Source organism: Streptomyces sp. NPDC051907 (genome assembly GCF_040681075.1).
Lineage (GTDB): Bacteria > Actinomycetota > Actinomycetes > Streptomycetales > Streptomycetaceae > Streptomyces.
On record NZ_JBFAYB010000042.1, the window covers coordinates 52,260 to 69,581 of the forward strand.

Consider the following 17,322-nt stretch of genomic DNA (forward strand, 5'->3'; position numbering starts at 1 on the left):
GCACTGACTCCGGCCTCGTCGCCCAGTCGACGACGAGACCGGAGGCGGCTGCGCGGCAAGGACTCTCCGTCAGGACACCAGCGTCTGCTCCTCCAACTCCGTCAGCTTCACCGTGCACAGGCCGCCGCGCTCGACCTTGACGTCCGTCACCTTCAGCTGGGTGCCCGGCAGGAGGATGAACTCCTCCTCGCCGGTGAACGCGGAGAAGTCACGGATGCCCACGGCCCGGGAGGGGACCACCTCGAACAGCGTCCTCTTGCCGCGGCTGCCGAGGAACCCCTTGGCCACGCCGAACTCGGACGTGCACGAGGACACACCCCACCAGGCCACCGTCCGTCCGAGCGGGTACTGCGCGCGCAGGTCCAGCGACACACCGCGCCACAACGGCTCGGTCCGGACGGGGAGCTGCGACACCGCCGAGAACAGCAGCCGCAGATACGGCAGGTACGGGACGAGCCTGGTCCGGTCCGGGGAGCGCAGGATGGCGTTGATCTCCCGGTAGAACCCGGACTCGCAGGTATAGAGGTACAGGGCGGCGATCGCGTCGGCGGACAGGCCGTCGGACGCCTCGTCCGCCCGCCGCTTGCCGAACTCGTGCGACCGGTCGACGTGCCGGCCCAGCCCGGACAGCAGCGCGGCGACCGGGGAGACGGCGTCGCGGAAGTCCATGAGCGGGGTGTCGAACACACCCGTGATCGCGGGAAGGACGAGCCCCTCGTCCTTGACGCTGGAGAGCCGGTCCAGATACAGCTGATGCAGCTCCATGGTGGACGCGATGAACGCGCCCATGCGGTCGGCGACGTCGCCGTCTGCCCCGCCGGTCTGTGCCGCGGACTGGTTCCAGCCGGTGCTGGGCAGCCAGTCGATCTCGTCGGCGCCCACCGACGCGAGGGCCTCGTTCACCATCCCGAAGTGGTCGCCGTCGCAGAAGATGTCGCCCTGCGCCGCAGGGTTGGCGTGGTCGATGTGCCGGACCTCGACCTCGGGGTACTTCTTCTGGAGCTCGAGGACGACCTTCTTCAGACTGCGCGCGTGCGCTCCCCACCACGCGAAGACGACCCCGCGGTCCTCCTCGTCGGCGTTCTGCTTGGCCTTGAGGATCTCCTCGACGATCCGCTCGGCGACCGGCCGCCAGAACTTGGTGTGCCGGTCGGTGGCGATCGCCCCGTCGCTGTTGGCCGTCAGCGCCGCGTTCAGCAGCAGCACGCCCTGCGTGAGCATCGCCTGGAACCACTCCGGCGGCTGGACGGTGTCCTGCTTCTTCAGCAGCCCGCGAATGTCGGCTATCGGAGTCTTCTTGGGTATGCCGTACTTCCACATCGCCGCTGCCTTGATGATGCAGCGGACGCTGACGACCCGGCCGAACTGGCTGTCCTTCCAGTCGTGGAAGGTGTTGTCGAACATGGCGATGCCGGTGGCGCTCTCCGGCCGCGGGTACGGGTTCTGACCGAAGACGACGACCTTCCACTTGTGCGGCGCGTTGGGCTTGAGCGCCTGGAAGGTCAGTTCGCGGACGGGGACGACTTCCGGGCTGCGGCCGGGGCCGATGAACGCGGCCGCGTCCGGCTGCGCCTCGATTACCGGCTTCAGCAGCGGAAGCCACGGTTCACCGCCGCCCTTGAACAGTTCCGCGAGGGCGAGCGGGTCGTTCGGGTCGGGCGTGGCGGGGGTGTGGGCATCGCTCATGGCAGAAGGACTCCGAATGGTCGAACTGTGCTGGTGGAAGGCCTGATTGGCGAAGTGCCCATGAGGATATGCCAGCCCACTGACAGCCCCCTCCGGCTGATGGAGGACGCAGGGCCGGGCGGCTGCGTTGTCAGTGGGGCGCGGTAGCGTTCCGATCAGTTGAGTGACCTTCTCGATCGGAGTGAACCATGACCGTAGACCGAGTGCCGTCGCCGCTCAGGGTGGTGCTGACCGACATCAACACCGCAGTGGTGGAGGCGTGGCGAGCGGCCTTCGCCGACACCCCCGAGATCGAGATCCGCAAGGGCTCGATCCTCGACGAGGACGTCGATGCCTGGGTCAGCCCCACCAACTCCCGGGGCCGCATGGACGGTGGGGTCGACGCGGCCATCAAACGGCATCTCGGCGCGGGCATCCAGCTGCGGGTGCAGAAGGCGATCCGCAGCCAGTTCGCCGCAGCGCTCCCGGTGGGCAGCGCGGTGTGCGTACCGTCCGGGGCGGTCAATCCGAGGTTCCTGATCTCGACGCCGACGATGGAGACGTCCTCGCAGAACGTCAGCGAGACCTTGAACGTGGCCCTGGCCTGCGCGGCCGCGTTCCAGGCGATCCACCAGCAGAACAACGAGGCGCCGGGCAGCATCCGGTCGGTGGCGCTCGTCGGCATGGGCGCCCAGACCGGCCGGGTGCCGGCGCGGGTGTGCGCCAACCTGATGTGGACGGGCCACACCCTCTTCAACGACCACTCCTTCGACGACTACGACGAACTGCGCCGCACGATCGTCGCGCAGCTCGACGACCTCGAGAGCGCGCCCGTGGAGAAGAGGGTCCGTATAGCGCCGCCGAAGCGCGCCACCTCGCGCCGCTGACGAGGCGGCAGCGTTGGCCAAGCGGCCCGGTTCAGGTTTCCAGGCCCGCAGGATCTGGAGTTCGCCGGTGCAGCAGCCCGCTCCTCGGCTATGAGGTGGCGTCATCGATGGTCATGCGCGTCATGTGGGCAGTGGCGCCGAGGTGGCCGAGTGATGAGCCGATGCACCACGCCCGCGAAGTCGACGGCCCCTTCCGGGTCATCGGCGTAACGGGCGACGGCGAGCGGGGCGATCCAGCTCAGCAGGACGTCCTCGGCAGCCAGCAGATGTCCCAGGGCGAGCAGCGCGGAACGGCCGTTGCCGTCGTCGAAAGGGTGGAAGAAGGAGATGTCGAGGTACAGGCGGGCGGCCCTGGCAGGCAGCGGCACAGCTGGCTCGCGGCTCTGGGCCAGGCAGGCGGCGAAGCGCTCCGGTGTGTCCGCGCACAGGCCGTACCGCTCCCGACCCCGTTTGGCGAACGCCGGTCCGGTGCGGAACTCGGCACGGGGAAGCCCGAGTACGGTCCGCTGCCAGCCGGCGAGCAGCTCGAAGTCCAGGCAGCGGCCGGCGCGCCCATCGGCATAGGCCTGCCGCCAGGCGGCCTCCAGCCGCCGGGCCCGGTCCTCGCCCCGCGCTGGACCGGACGCCGCTGCGTAGGCCGCGATTCCGTCGGCGGCTCCGCGCACCGGAGCGGTCACCTCGGGGCACGCCCCGGCCCAGTCGACCCGCTCGCGGACGCTCAGCCACACCAGGAGATCGTCGACGGTCCTGCCGCGGTCAGCGGTTCGCATGAGCGGCTATCTGCTCGGCCACGTCGTCGACCAGCCGCAGCCCCGGCTCCGTCCAGCTCTTGAACCGGCCCCCGACGGCTTGCTCCACCAACTCCATTGCCTTTGCGGGCGCTACGCCATTGCTCTCCAGGTACCAGCGCAGCACCAGCATGCAATGCCCGTACCAGCCCGACTCGCAGGAGGTGCGGTCGAGCACCACCGTCACCAGCCGAGCCACCGCTCTCTCCCACGCCCACTCCCGATCCTCGGCCGGGGCGTCCGAGGCGGGGGAGAGGCGGTCGAACTTCTCGGCGAGCTCTTGGAGCCAGTCCCACCACTCCTCGAGAGAGTCCATGACCAGGTCAGGAGTCTGCTCCTGGTCGGTGACCGAGTGGGAGGGGCAGCACCAGGCGCCGACAGGCCCGCCGAAGTGCGTCGAGTGGCTCCAGCCGACCACCCAGGCGCCGAACCGGTCGACGAGGGCCCGGGTCACCTCGTCCTCGTACCGGAACCCCCGCAGGCCATCGCCATCCTGTTCCGGAACGGGGGTGGCAACGACGACGTCATAGGCGGCGTCCACGTGGAATTCACGGCCCGCCGGGTCCATTTCCGCCCAGGTCCGGTCCCACACCCTCAGTCTGTCTTCCACACGGTCAGCCTGACATACGGCCCGCCGCCTGGTTGCTCCTGCGTACGATCTCGCCAGGTGTCAAGGAGCAGCGCTTCCATAGATGTTCGGGAGGCGCTATTGGTTCGTGTGCGAGGCGGTCTTCGCAGACCGGTGCCGATGTTCCCTTCTCTGAGACAAGAGGACAGATCCTGTGAAACAAAGTGGTTCGTCCGGGCTCCGTGTCAGCGGCCTGTGCTACCGGATCGAGGGGCGGACGCTCCTTGACGGCGTGGAACTGTCCGTGTCTCCCGGTGAGTCGGTCGCCGTCACCGGCCCCAGCGGGTCCGGCAAGTCGACGCTGCTCATGTGCATTCTCGGTCTGATCAAGCCGCAGGCGGGCACTATGACCGCCGGGGGCCGGGAGATCACCGGACTCACATCCTCACGGCTCGCGCAGGTACGGCGCCAGACTCTGGGCATGGTGTTCCAGTTCGGCGAACTCCTCCCCGAACTCAGCCCGGTGGAGAACGTCGCCCTGCCCGTCCTGCTCGACGGAGGCCGCCATCAGGACGCCTACCGGCGGGCGGAGGAGCTCCTGAACGAGCTCGGGGTTCCCGTCGGCTCCACTCCCACCGGCATGCTCTCCGGCGGCGAGCGCCAGCGGACCGCCGTAGCCCGCGCCCTGATCACCGAGCCCGACGTCCTCCTTGCCGACGAGCCCACCGGCGCCCTCGACCCCGAGGCCAAAGAGGAAGTCGCCAGTCTGCTCTTCACGACCGCCCGTGACCGGGGCTGTGCACTGCTGTTGGTCACGCACGACCTGACGGTCGCCGGCCGGGCCGACCGCCGCCACGAGCTCCAAGGCGGGATCCTCGCCGAAACAGGAGCCGTCTGATGATGGAGAGCCTCCGCACCGCGGGCAAACTGATCAAGATCGGTCTCGCCGCGGGCCGTTCCACTCCCGGCGACCGCCTGCGCTGGTGGGGCCTGTTCGGCGCCGCCGCGGCCGTCGCCTTCGTCGTCCTGGCGACCGTTGCCACCGTCGCCACCTATCACGGCCGCGAGACCAGAGCGGACGCCAGAGGGCCGGTGATCACCGACAGAAAGGATGCCGCGCTGCTGTACCGGGAGGGAGCCGACTCCGTCGGAAACATGCCCGTATCCGTGGTGTTCGTCCACCCGCTCACCGCCGAGGCCCCTGTTCCCGCCGGTGTGACCCGCTGGCCCCAGCCGGGCGAGGTCCTGCTCTCTCCCGAACTCGTCAGGACCGGAGGCGGAGAAGGGATCCTGACCCGGTACGGGACGTTCGCAGGAACCGTCACCACCGATGGCCTGGTCACCCCCTCCGAGCGGATCGCCTATGTTCGCGTGGCGGACACACCGCCGAAGGACGATCCCCGGTGGATGCGCGTGCTCGCCTTCGGAAGCGGCGGCGGTGCGACCGGAGAGATGGCCGATCAGCGGCCAGTGAGCTCCCCCGTCCTCGCGTTATGGGCCCTGACCGGACTGCCCGCGCTCGCCCTGACCGTGGTCGCCGCGCGGGTGGGCTCGCGCACCCGCGACCGGCGCAGCAGCCTGCTGCAAGCGCTCGGTGGGACGTGGCGGCACCGAATGATCGTCAACGTCGGTGAAGCCGCGATCCCCGCCGCGCTGGGAACCCTCGCCGCGCTCCTCCCCTATGCCGTCGCCTCCGTACGGGACATCCGCCTTCCGCCCACCGGGTACATCCTCGACCACCGTGACGTATGGGCCGCATGGCCCACCGCCGCCGCATCGGCGGCTGTATCCCTGCTGGCCGTGCTGAGCATCGTGGTGGGCACGCATCGCGTTCACCGGGACGGCACGTCCACCCGCCCCGCCTCCTTCACATCCCGTGTTCCCGCGTGGCGCCTCGTGCTCTGCGGCGCCGGCGTCGCACTGGTGCTGACGAGCCAGTACGTGCCCCGGCGGGCGCAGCTCGTCGTGTTCGCCTGCGGGACCGTCGTGATGTGGGCCTTTCTGTCCTCCCTCGTGGCTCTCCTCACCCGTCACCTGGGCTCCTGGATCGCCGACAACGGCAGGCGCAGGGGGCATGCGGGCCGCATGATCGGCGGACGGTGGACGCACGCGCATCCCGGCGTCATCGTGCGCCTCGCTCTGGCCATGGTGATCGGCATCGGGATCGTCGCCCAGATGCAGGTGTGGATCAGCAGGCTCGGAGAGCAGTCGCACGCGGCCGTCGCCACCCATGAGCGGATCAAGGACACGGTGATCGAGTTGGCCACCGGCAGCATGACCGCGTCACAGGCAGAGCGGTTCCGTTCGTCCCTTCCCGCGGGGTCGGTGCTGCTGACCCGCACCTTCCACGATCCGGGGACGTCCCAAGACACCTGGGTGACGATCGGTGGGTCCTGCCGCGATCTGCGCACGCTGCACGTCGCCTGCCGCGGCGACACCGGGCCGGCGGCGGGAAGCGGCGCTCAGGTGGAGGAGATGCGCCGCTGGTACGGCAACCTCCGGTTCGCACAGGTCCCCCGGATCGCGGTGAAGGCGGACGGCACGCAGTCCCTCCTCGTCGTGACCCCCGCACCGGGGCAGCTCGCCGCGGTGAAGCAGGCCGCGTACACGCTTCCCAATCCCTCGGTGCAGGTCGAGGCACTGGGCGGGAACTGGCTGGCGTCCTCGGGTTCCCGCCTGCCGAACTGGATCCAGCTGTTCGGCGTCACCGGCATCCTCTTCATTCTCCTGGCCGGTGCGGTGAGCGCGGCGGCCGAGTTCGTCCGGATCCGCCACGCTCTCGCCCCGCTCTCCGTCTTGACCGGCCATCGCCGCGTATTCCGGTCGGTGACGTCCTGGCATCTGACCGTCCCACTGCTCATCGCAACCGTCGTCGCCGGGGCTGTGACCGCATGGCACTCGGTGTTCTTCATCGCCCTGGTACAGGAGGGCTCTGTGTCGTGGACCGTCCTGTCGGCCGGCATCGCGGCGTGCGCCGCGGTCTCCCTGACCGTCGGGTTCCTCGGCGCGCGTGCGGCGGCACGAGAGGCCGACCAGTGGCGGCCGACAGCCGACTGAACGCAACCATCCCCCGCTACAGGGACAGGTCAGCGGACGACGTCGAAGACGTTCTTCTGCAGACCGTTCGCGTAGGCCTCGTGCTCGACGAGCTTCAGCTTCTGGGCGTCCTTGTCCGTGGCGCTGAAGAGCCGCTTGCCCGCACCGAGCAGCAGCGGGAAGACGAGCAGGTGGTAACGGTCGATCAGACCGGCGTCCGAGAGGGCCTGGTTCAGGGAGGCGCTGCCGTGGACGATGATCGGGCCGCCCTCGGTCTCCTTCAGCGCGGCGACCTCGTCGAGCGAGCGCAGGATCGTCGTCTCGCCCCAGTTCGACACCAGGTCGTCCTCGCCGAGGGTGGTGGAGACGACGTACTTCGGCATCAGCTTGTAGTCGCCGAAGTCCTCCATGTCGGGCCACACCGGGCTGAACGCCTCGTAGCTGGTCCGGCCCATCAGTATCGCGGTGGCTTCCTTCTGTTCCCGGCCCTTGATGCCGAACGCCTCGGGGAGGAATTCGACGTCCTTGAAGGTCCACCCCGAGTTCCGGTAGCCGGGCTCGCCGCCCGGGGCCTCCACGACGCCGTCGAGCGAGATGAAAGCGGTGCTGATCAGAGTGCGCATCCGGGGTTCCTCGATGTCTCGTGTCTGGGTTCTCAGCAGGTCCGGTCGGTGCACGCTTCGACCGATCTCGCGGCCGCCGCGCACCAACCATGATCTCTGACTGTGGATCGTGGAGAAACTCATCGGTCGCTGCCCGCTGCCCCAGGTGAACCAGACGGCCGAAGCGGCCGGGAGGAAGGCAGTCGGGGCTCGACGAGCCGAGCGAGACGGCCTAGAGACGGCGTGCCGCGACAACCGCCGCACTGGCTGGTGTCGTGAGTATCTCCGTGGCGTCCAAGGCTGGATGAGTGAGGTAGAAGACGCGGAGCTCGTCCACTTCGCCTTCGAAACGAGGCGGCCAGTGAGACGAGGGGGTGAAGTCGTCCAGGATGAGGAGACCACCGGGAGCAAGCAGCTCGACGACCTGCTGAGGGTCGTCACGCTTGCCCCCGCCGTCGCAGAAGAAGACGTCGAAGGGGGCGTGCTGTTCAAGCAGCCGCCAGTCCCCGGTGAGGACGCTGACGCGCTCGTCGCCGGCGAAGACATCAGCCGCTCGACGGGCCCGCTCCTCGTCGCGCTCTACGGTGACCAGCCGTGCACCGGCGCCGAGGCCGCTGTGCAGCCAGGCGGTGCCGACTCCCGTGCCGGTGCCGCTCTCCGCGATGATCCCGTGGGGCTTCGCCGCGGCTGCCAGCCTGAGCAGCCTGCCCACTTCGGGGATGCAGCTCTTCTTGAAACCCGCCTCGGAGGCGACGCGCTCCGCGGCCACCACGCGAGGCGGAATCGCACGCTCGACCATGATTACGCATCTCCCTTCATCATGAACACGACGCTATCCCCCCTTTGCGTTTCTGGGGCCTGCTTGCGGTGAGTGGGGCGAAGGCAGGGGAGAGGAGCCTCAGCAGCTTCCTGCCCGGGCTGTACACCTCGCCGCCCATGCCTCCGCCCCACCCCGATCAGTCCTGGCCGGCAGCGCCGGTCAACGGCGTGCTCGTCGCTCTGCCTGTCCGGGATCGGCGCCGGACCCCAGCGGTCGCAGGGTGAGGGTGTAGTCGTACGCTCGGTCGGCCTTCACCCGGTACTGCTCGCGGACCGGATTGGGCGTGTCGCCCACGCCGGTGACCGCGTGGTCGGCGTGCAGGGTGTTCCAGCCGTCGTTGCGCTTGAGGAAGTGCGGATAGGAGGCCCGGTCGAGCTGGTCGTACGCGGTCGCGGCCACCTCGAGATCACCGGAGACCAGGAGCCCGCGCCCCTGGCCGTCGCTGAGCGACGCCCAGCGCACATCGTCGTGGTTGCCGTGGTCCTGCGGTTTCAGATACTCCACGTACTGCTTCTCGACGGACGAGGACCACACACCCATGGGGGTGCCGTCCTTGCGGTCGTTGTAGTTTTCCACCGGCCCGCGGCCGTACCACCGGAAGACGCCGAACCGCTGGGGCACGGTGAGCTTGAGCCCGATCCGCGGCAGATAGGGCAGCTTGCGGAACGCGCCCTGCGCCTCGGCCTGATGACGGATGCGCACCTCACCTGCCCGGTCGATCTGGTAGGCCATGGTCTGACGGAAGGACGCATCGGTGGCGTAGGGCGATGCGGCGGTCGAACGAACGGTGACAGTGACCGCGTCCTCGTCGTTCTGCGTGATCCGCACACCGTCCACGGTCGTGCGCAGCCGGTCCAGTCCCAGAGCGCTCCACCTCTTGCCCTCGGCGCTGCCCCAGTCCCACCGCTCATTGCTGATCGGGGCGCGCCACACGTCCAGTTGGGGGCCGGATCGCAGCAGCTCATGACCGTCGGCGTGCATCGAGGTGATCGACCCGGCCTCCTTGCTGAAGGCGTACCGGAAGCCGTCACCGTTGACGACGACCGTGTCGCCGGTCTCTGTGGCCTTGACGGGCCCGCCTGAGGGCCTGCCGGCGGGCTCGGGCACCTTGTCGCCTCCGATGGGGAACTGGCCGAAGGACACCATGTGTCCGGCCTTGGCCCAGCTGGTGGTGCGGGCCGTGACAGCCTGCACGGTGAGATGGCGTTCGTATCCGCCGGGGTTGGCGGGCGGCGCCGGGAGGTGGACGACCTTGTCGGATCCGGCGCCGACGTCCACGGCTTGGGTACCGCTCGCGACGACCCGAGCGCCTTCGGTCACCTTCCAGCGCAGACGCAGGTCCGAGGTGTCGGCGAAAGCGCGCTCGTTGGCGACCGTGACCTTGCCCGCCCTGGCGCCGCCGGAGGGATCGGTGATCCGGATCGGTGCGTGCACCCAGGCGAGTTGGGCGGTCTCCGGCTGCGGCACGCGGTCGGCGCTGACCAGACCGTCCACTCCGGACTCGTACAGGCCGTAGGAGAGGTAGCTTCCCTTCCGGGTGAACTCGTCGAAGTCCAAAGCGATCAGGGCGTCGGCCTTGGGGTCGTCGCCGGCTGCGAGCCGGGCTGCGCCCAGGGCGGCGCCGTACACGCGGACCTGGTCGACGGCGCCCTTCGCGGTGCGGCCGTTCCAGCCGTCCTCCATGGTGTCGGCGTTGCGCCCGATGCCGAGGTCGAAGCCCGTGGGGTCGATGCGACCGCTCCACGCGGTCTCGCCGAGCTGCCTGCCGTCGATGTACAGACGCAGTGCGGCGCCGTCGTAGACGCCGGTCACGCGGTGCCAGGAGGCTGCCCAGTTGTCGGGCACCGGGGCGGTGACGGTACGGGGCTTGCCTTCGGACGTGATGGTGAACTCGAGCGTGTTCCTGTTCTTCATCCGCAGCACGTACTGGTCGCCCTTGCTGATGACGGTGAAGTCGCCGGTCCATCCTTCGGCGGGCTTGACCTGGGCGTCCAGGGTCAGTGCTCTGCCCGTGAGATCCAGGCTGGGGTCGCGGTACACCTCGACGAAGTCGTCGAGACCGGACAGATAGAGGGCCTTGCCGCGCTGGCCCGGGACGGTCGTCGGTCTGCCGGAGAGACTGGCGGCGATGTCATGACCGGAGGAGTCGGGGGTGGTGATGAGCGGGCGGCGGATGTTCTGCTCGGCCCAGTCCCAGATGAAGCCGCCCTGCGCGCGTGGCTGGCTCCGGATGACGTCCCAGAACTCCCGGAAGTTGCCGAGACTGTTGCCCATGGCGTGGGCGTACTCGCCCATCACGATGGGTTTCTCCGCGGTCTTGGCCTTGGACTCCAGGGAGGCGGGGGTCTGGTAGCGAGGGCCTGCGACATCCGCGAAGGGCGCGTCGCCGTTGGGCCGGTTCGACTGGTGGTAGAGCGGCCGGGTGGGTTCGTGCTTCTTGGTCCACTCGGCCATGGCGTAGTGGGCCTTGCCGAGGCCGGCTTCGTTGCCGGTGTCCCACATGATGACGCTGGGATGGTTCTTGTCGCGCTCCACCATCCCCTGGTGGCGCTCGAGGAACGCCTTCTGCCACTCCGGCCGTTCGGCGAGGCAGTCGTGCGGACAGCTGGCGTGGCTGTGGGTCTCGACCTCCATCTCGTCGTCGATCAGTATTCCCTCGCGGTCGGCGAGTTCGTACAGATACGGATCCGAGGGATAGTGCGAGGTGCGAATGGCGTTGATGTTCAGCCGCTTCATGAGGCGGACGTCCTGGCGCGTCCGCTCCTTGGTGGCGTGGCGTCCGGTGACGGGGTCGGTCTCGGCACGGTTCACGCCACGGATCAGCACCCGCTTTCCGTTGAGCCTGAGCTGCTTGTCCTTGACCTCGATCTCGCGGAAGCCGACGCTCTGCCGGACGGTCTGGACCGCCGTGCCGTCAGGTCCATGGAGGGTGAGGACCAGCTTGTAGAGATTCGGCGTCTCGTCGGACCACTTGGCGGGATCGGCGACCTGGCCGGTCAGTTCGGCTCTGCCGTCGTGCTCGGCTGCGCTGAACCGCTGTACCTCGCGTCCTCGTGGGTCGTAGAGGATGCCGGCGACCCGGTGCGGCCCGCCGGCGTCGCCCTCGCGGCGCGCGATGTCCACCTGCGTGCGCAGTGTGGCGTCTTGGTAGTCGGCGTCCAGATCGGTCGTGACGTACGCGTCCTCCATCCGGGTGGTGGGGGTGGAGTGCAGGGTGACGGAGCGGAAGATCCCCGCGTAGCGCCACTGGTCGTAGTCCTCCAGGTAGGAGCCGGCGCTCCAGCGGTGCACCTGGAGGGCGATGCGGTTGGATCCGGCGTGGAGATGGTCGGTGACGTCGAACTCGGCGGGCACATAGCCGCCCTGGTCGTAGCCGACGTACCGTCCGTTGATCCATAGGAACCACCCCGAGGTGACTCCCTCGAAGCGGATCACCTGGCGTCGCCCGTCCCAGCTCTTCGGCACCTCGAACGTCCGGACGTACGCCCCCGTGGGGTTGGTGTCACGCGGGACCTTCGGCGGATCGTCGGGCGCCATCTCGCTCTGGACGTTGCGGAACACCGGGTGATCGAGGTCGTCGCTCTGCCAGGTGTGCGGAACCTTCACGCTCTTCCACCCGGAGGTGTCGTAGCCTTCCGCCCAGAAGCCTCGTGGGGCGTCCGCGGGACGGTCGGCGAGCGCGAACCGCCACTGCCCGTCGAGGCTGAGCCGCCACTTCCCCCGGTCGGGACCGTCAGGTGTGAGCAGGGCGTGCGGAGGCTCCTGCCCCTCTCCGGTGCGTCGCGGATCCTCGAGGTAGCTGTGTACGTCGGGCGGGAAGGCCGCCGCGTCCGTCGCGCGGCCTACGGCGTTGTCCGCAGCGGTCAGGCCGAGCCCCACGGCGGTGGTGATCGCGAGCATCGCCGCGAGTAATCGTCTGGCGGGGGCGATGGCCCTGAAGTGTCTGTCGTGGCCCGTCAATTCAACCTCACCTCACAGTTTCCAATGAAAGTGAACAGAGATGAACGAGTTCGCACAGTATTGAGGGGCTGAGGAGGCGTCAACCGTTCTTGCAGGACCGGCTGGCACTGGTCTGGCGGGCGGCTCCGGGCGCCAGACGGCGCGTGAGTTCGACCCGCCTTTCGCACCTGGGCAGCGCGAAACGGGGGCCGTCCCTACCGCGGACGGCCCCCGGCTGTTCTGCTCGGTCACTCCTTCACTGCGCCGCCCGTCAGCCCACGGACGAAGAAGCGCTGGAGAAGCACGAAGCCCAGGACGACGGGCACCGCCGCCATCACGGACCCCGCCATCAGCAGGTCCCACCGCGGCGCGAACTGGTTCTGGAAGCGAGCCAGACCGACCGGGAGGGTGCGCAGCAGTTCGTTGTTCGTGACCAGGGAGGGCCAGGCGAACTCGCCCCAGGTCCACATGAACTTCAGGACGGCCACCGTGCCCAGCGCCGCCCACGAGCTCGGCAGCAGCACGCTCCACAGGGTCCGCAGGCGGCCCGCGCCGTCGATGGCAGCCGCCTCGTCCAGCTGCGGCGGCAGTGTGACGAAGTGCTGGCGCAGCAGGAAGATGCCGGCCGGGCTGGCGAGGAACGGAACGATGAGCGCCCAGTAGGTGTCGATCCACCCCAGGTCGCGCATCACGAGGTACAGAGGCACCAGGATGACCTGGGTGGGAATCATCAGCGTGGCGAGGATCAGTGTGAGGACAGCCTGTCTTCCCCGGAACCGGATCCGGCTCAGGCCGTACGCGGCGAGCGTGTCGAAGACCAGATTGCCCGCCACGACGGCTCCCGCGACGATGACGGAGTTGATGAACCACTGCCAGAACGGGAAGTCGCTGACGACGTCCCGGTAGGCGTCGAGGGTCACGGTGCGCGGAATCAGCCGTGCGCTGGTGCCCAGGAGGTCCTCCATGGGCTGAAGCGACGTCAGGACCATCCACACCACGGGCAGTCCCGCGAACACGCTGACCACGACGAGCCACAGCGTCCTGGGAATCTGTCGGGACTTCGCTGTCATGACTCCTCCCGGGAGGTCAGGCGCAGACGGACGAGGGTGATGAGCAGGAGGATGACGAACAGCACCACGGAGGCCGCCGAGGCGACGCCGACATCGGTCAGGAGCTTGCTGTAGATGAACGTCACGACGGTGAGGGTCGCGGTGCCCGGGCCTCCCTCCGTCATCACCCAGACCTGGTCGAAGACCTTGAAGGAGTTGAAGACCAGCAGGAGGAACACCGCGGCTCCGGCGGGGCGGAGCATGGGCAGGGTGATGGAGCGGAACTGCCTCCAGGGGCCCGCCCGGTCGATGGTCGCCGCTTCGTAGAGTTCCGCGGGAATGCGCTGGAGCCCGCCGAGAAGGATCAGCGCGTAGATGCCGAAGTCCTTCCAGATGCTCACCAGAGCCACCGCCGGCAGCGCCAGGTCGTTGTCGAACAGCCAGCGCGCGCCGTCGACGCCGACGAGTCCGACGAGGGTGTTGACGAGGCCGTGGTCCGGCTCGTACAGCCATTTCCAGATCAGGCCGGCGACGACCATGGGGATGACGGCGGGCAGGACGGTGATGGTGCGGACCAGGCGGGCGGAGGACAACTCGCGGTTGGCGGCCATCGCTGTGGCGAGGGCGAGCACATAGGTGCCGGCCAGCACGATGGCGGTGAACACCACGGTGTTGACCAGACTCTCCCGGAAGGCGCCGGGCCCCAGGATCGTGGTGTAGTTCTCGGCCCCGACGAACTGGCGTGGCCCCAGCATGTTCCACCGGTCGGTGCTCAGCAGCATCGAGCGGACCATCGGATAGAAGGTGAAGCCGAGGATGACGACCAGTGCGGGGGCGACGGACAGCCAGCCTGCGAGTGCGCCGGTCGGTCTGCGTCGGCGCTTGCGCCCGGCGCCGCGCGGGCGGCGAGCGCCGCCGTCCGCGCGGTGCGTGGCGAGCTTCGGGGGAAGCTCGGTGGTGGTGTGCATGGGAATCGTTACTTCTCCGCGCTCAGGGCCTTGTCGACCTGGTCGTCGATCGACTTCAGCGCGTCGTCCACCGACATCTGTCCGTTGACGCCCGCCACGACCGAGGACTTCTGGGCCTCCCAGCGAGTGGCCCAGGCATGCCGGTCCTGGAGGACGAGCTCAGGCGAGTTGCGGCCCAGCTGCTGGAGGATCGGGATCCACTGGGGGGCGCCTGCGATCTTCGCCTCGTAGGCCTTCTTGGACGCTGGGTCGACCTGCTGGGAGTCGTACGGGTAGATGGCATGGAAGTCCATGTACCGGACGCTTCGTTCGGGGGAGGCGAGCCACTTCATGAAGGCGCCGGCGGACTTCAGGTCGTCGCTCTTGGAGCTGGCGACGAGGCTGTGCCCGCCGACCATGGAACAGCCGCTCTTGGGACCCTCGGGCATGGGAGCGACCGCCCACTTGCCCTTGGTCTTGGCGCCGGCGGCCTCCACGCCGGCTATCACGGACTGGAAGAACGGGAACATCGCGACCTTGCCGTCGATGAATCCGTTGAGGGCGCTGGTGCCGACGGGGGAGGTCTTGTCGTCGTAGAACGAGCGCATGTAGTTCATCGCGGTGCGTCCGGCCTCCGAGTCCTGGGCGGACTCGCTGTAGTCCGAGGAGGTCAGGCTGCCGCCCGCCTGGCAGAGGAAGCTCTCCCAGGTGGAGTTGATGGCGTTGACATGGTCGTCCATGCCCTTGAACTGCCAGCCGTGGACCTTGTCCCCCGCGGCCGCGGACTTGGTCGTGATGGCGCTGGACGTGGACTTGAGCTCGTCCCATGTCGCCGGCGGCTTGCTGAAGCCGTACTTCTTGAGGATGTCGGTGCGGTAGAGCATGACGCCGACGTCGAAGTAGAGCGGTGCGCCGTAGAACTTGTCCTCGTACTTGTTGACGTCCGCCAGGTCCAGGAACTTCTCGGTGTCCGCCGTGGTGTATCCGAGCTTGTCCAGCGGGGCGATGGCGCCGGCCTTGAGGTAGTCCAGCTCGAGGCCGTTGTTCATCAGCCAGACGTCGGGACCGTTGCCGGCGGCTGTCGCCTGCTTGATCTTGTCGCGGCCGTCCTTCCATTCGAGCAGGGTGAGGTTGACCTTCACCTCGTTCTGGGACTTGTTGAACTCGTCCACGAGTTCCTTGACCTTGTCGTCCTGGCCGATCCAGAACGGCATGGACCAGAATTCGACGGTGGGCTTGCCTCCGGCCCCCGAGCCGCCGGCGCCGGGTGCGCAGGCGGAGGCGGTCATCACACAGGCGGACGCGAGTGAGAGGGCGAGGAGCCAAGGTCGTCTTGAGCGTGCCATGGTGCTTTCTCCTTGGAGCTGAGGAGCGGTGTACGCGGGGCGGGCGGGGGAAAGGGCCGCGCCGGCGCTGTGCCGGCGCGGCGGGTTGGACGGTTCTGCTTGGACGGCTTTACGGGGTCCGGACCCAGAACTCGACGGAGAGCGGCGGGACGGCGAGGGTGAGCCTCGGCCCGTTCTTCGCGGTGAGGCGCTGGTCGTTCGTCTTCGGCCCGTACCGGTGGCCCTCGAACGAGCCGGCGGTCTGGGTGTCCACGGTGTAGGTGAACGACTCGGTCTTCGACCGGTTGGTGACGGCGAAGACGGGCTTGCCGGCCGGCGTCTTCCACGCCATGATCCGCTGATCGCGCAGGACGGCGGGCTCGTCCACGGCGTAGCGCACGGAGTCCCACGGCAGGTACTTCACGAAGCCCGCGATCCCGTTCCAGTTCTGCGGGTTCCACGTCCAGTGCCCGACGGGAAGGTCGGGGAAGCGGGAGAAGTCCTTGTCGTGCGGGGGGCGCCAGAATCCGAGCGAGTACCCGGGGGCCTCCGCGTTCGTGGTGGGCTTCAAGGCGTGCAGCCAGAACCAGGTGGGGGAGTCCTGGAAGGTCATCCAGTTCATGATCGACTGGGCTGTGTTGACGGTCCGCCAGTCGGAGGTCTTGTGGTCGAGGTACTCGAACTCGTTGCTGAAGGCGGGTCGGCCCTGGGCGCCTCGGAGGAAGTCGTTGTCGATCTGGTAGTCGCTGTTCCTGCCGTTCGTCCCGAGCCGGTGGTACGTCCAGGCGTCGACGAGGTCCAGCGCCTGGCGGTCGGCGACGATGGCCTGACCGGTCGACGTGCCCCAGCCGTCCTGGCTGTCTGCCGTGATCATGACATTGGGATAGGCGGCGCGCACCTTCGCGGCGGTGGCCTTGAACGTCTTGAGGTATTCGTCGGCGCTGTAGACGCACGACGAGTAGCGCGCTGTGATGCGGGGCTCGTTCTGCAGGCCCCACATCGAGACGGGCACACCGTTCTCCGTCAGATGATCGAGGTCCGCGACCAGGGCGTCGGCGAACCGCGCGAGGAACACGTCGTCGAACGACTTCAGCTTTCCCGCGATGTAGGAGTCGTTGTTCTTCCAGGCGGGCGCCGGCGACCAGTACTCCACCGAGGTTCCCTCGATGCCCGAAGAACGGATCATGTCCGCGAGCAGCTCCGCCTGGCCGGGGTAGCGGTCCTTCATATGCTGTCGGCCCGAGTCCAGGCCCCGGTAGTAGAGGCCCATGGCCAGCCGGCAGTAGCGGAAGCCGCGGTCGGAGCGGCCGCCCTTGAGCATCTGCCGGTAGAAGCGTGTCCGCTCCGAGTCGGTGAGGTCGTACGGCACGCCGCTGACCAGATCCGGGAGGCCGTCGTTCTTCGAGCCGATCGAGTCCGACTGGATCTCGAAGCCCAGCCCCAGGATGGTCTGCTTGCGGCCGTTGTCGAAGCGGATCGTGTAGTCGCCGGAGGCGGCGGCCTGGGCCTGGAACTGGCCGGTCAGCGGGGAGAGCGTGGCGGCGGCGCCCGCTATGGCCGCGCCCCGCAGAACTGTTCTGCGGCTCGGGTGCTGCGAGGACATGCAGTATCTCCTTCGTTGTGGACGGAGGTACGAGGTACGCGGTCTCGCTCCGCGGTGACCGGCCGTCCCGTGGCCGGTCACCGCGGAGCGGGC

13 protein-coding genes are annotated in these 17,322 nt (G+C 68.5%); 3 read left to right on the top strand and 10 right to left on the bottom strand.

What is annotated here, in order from left to right; translation table 11 throughout:
- Positions 1-69: 69 nt before the first annotated feature.
- Complete coding sequence (locus AB0M39_RS22115; RefSeq protein WP_365366887.1) at positions 70-1,686, bottom strand: ADP-ribosyltransferase domain-containing protein; 1,617 nt, start codon at positions 1,684-1,686, stop codon at positions 70-72.
- Between the two features lie 188 nt (positions 1,687-1,874).
- On the opposite strand from AB0M39_RS22115, the gene AB0M39_RS22120 reads away from it, so the two are divergent.
- Positions 1,875-2,552 (top strand): macro domain-containing protein, encoded by a 678-nt coding sequence (locus AB0M39_RS22120; RefSeq protein ID WP_365366889.1) that lies wholly within the window; start codon positions 1,875-1,877, stop codon positions 2,550-2,552.
- 101 nt (positions 2,553-2,653) lie between these two features.
- Here the strand turns inward: AB0M39_RS22120 and AB0M39_RS22125 are convergent, their stop codons facing one another.
- Both AB0M39_RS22125 and AB0M39_RS22130 read right to left on the bottom strand, forming a co-directional pair.
- Positions 2,654-3,322, bottom strand: a complete 669-nt coding sequence (locus AB0M39_RS22125) for a Fic family protein (protein ID WP_365366891.1) — start codon at positions 3,320-3,322, stop codon at positions 2,654-2,656.
- The gene (locus tag AB0M39_RS22130; protein WP_365366893.1) at positions 3,309-3,950 is read right to left on the bottom strand and encodes a hypothetical protein; all 642 of its coding nucleotides are present in this window, start codon (positions 3,948-3,950) and stop codon (positions 3,309-3,311) included. The genes AB0M39_RS22125 and AB0M39_RS22130 overlap by 14 nt, the downstream gene beginning before the upstream one ends.
- Positions 3,951-4,122: 172 nt before the next feature.
- Between AB0M39_RS22130 and AB0M39_RS22135 the strand changes: the two genes are divergently transcribed.
- A complete protein-coding gene (locus AB0M39_RS22135; RefSeq protein ID WP_365366895.1) occupies positions 4,123-4,806 on the top strand; it encodes an ABC transporter ATP-binding protein in 684 nt (227 codons plus the stop codon).
- A complete protein-coding gene (locus AB0M39_RS22140; RefSeq protein WP_365366897.1) occupies positions 4,806-6,965 on the top strand; it encodes a permease in 2,160 nt (719 codons plus the stop codon). Before AB0M39_RS22135 ends, AB0M39_RS22140 begins: the two co-directional genes overlap by 1 nt.
- Positions 6,966-6,994: 29 nt before the next feature.
- Here the strand turns inward: AB0M39_RS22140 and AB0M39_RS22145 are convergent, their stop codons facing one another.
- The 7 genes from AB0M39_RS22145 to AB0M39_RS22175 form a co-directional block, all read right to left on the bottom strand.
- On the bottom strand, positions 6,995-7,567 hold the full coding sequence (locus AB0M39_RS22145; RefSeq protein WP_365366899.1) for a dihydrofolate reductase family protein: 573 nt from the start codon (positions 7,565-7,567) through the stop codon (positions 6,995-6,997).
- A gap of 211 nt (positions 7,568-7,778) precedes the next feature.
- The gene (locus tag AB0M39_RS22150; RefSeq protein WP_365366901.1) at positions 7,779-8,345 is read right to left on the bottom strand and encodes a class I SAM-dependent methyltransferase; all 567 of its coding nucleotides are present in this window, start codon (positions 8,343-8,345) and stop codon (positions 7,779-7,781) included.
- 180 nt (positions 8,346-8,525) lie between these two features.
- A complete protein-coding gene (locus AB0M39_RS22155) occupies positions 8,526-12,326 on the bottom strand; it encodes a glycoside hydrolase family 2 TIM barrel-domain containing protein (protein WP_365366904.1) in 3,801 nt (1,266 codons plus the stop codon).
- A 227-nt stretch (positions 12,327-12,553) separates the two neighbouring features.
- Complete coding sequence (locus AB0M39_RS22160) at positions 12,554-13,375, bottom strand: carbohydrate ABC transporter permease (RefSeq protein ID WP_365366906.1); 822 nt, start codon at positions 13,373-13,375, stop codon at positions 12,554-12,556.
- Positions 13,372-14,322, bottom strand: coding sequence for a sugar ABC transporter permease (locus tag AB0M39_RS22165; protein ID WP_365366908.1), 951 nt, complete (start codon positions 14,320-14,322; stop codon positions 13,372-13,374). The genes AB0M39_RS22160 and AB0M39_RS22165 overlap by 4 nt, the downstream gene beginning before the upstream one ends.
- 8 nt (positions 14,323-14,330) lie before the next feature.
- Positions 14,331-15,647, bottom strand: coding sequence for a sugar ABC transporter substrate-binding protein (locus AB0M39_RS22170; RefSeq protein WP_365366910.1), 1,317 nt, complete (start codon positions 15,645-15,647; stop codon positions 14,331-14,333).
- A gap of 109 nt (positions 15,648-15,756) precedes the next feature.
- Positions 15,757-17,229 carry a twin-arginine translocation signal domain-containing protein gene (locus AB0M39_RS22175; RefSeq protein ID WP_365366912.1) on the bottom strand — a complete coding sequence of 491 codons (1,473 nt, stop codon included), beginning with the start codon at positions 17,227-17,229 and terminating at the stop codon, positions 15,757-15,759.
- Positions 17,230-17,322 lie beyond the last annotated feature (93 nt).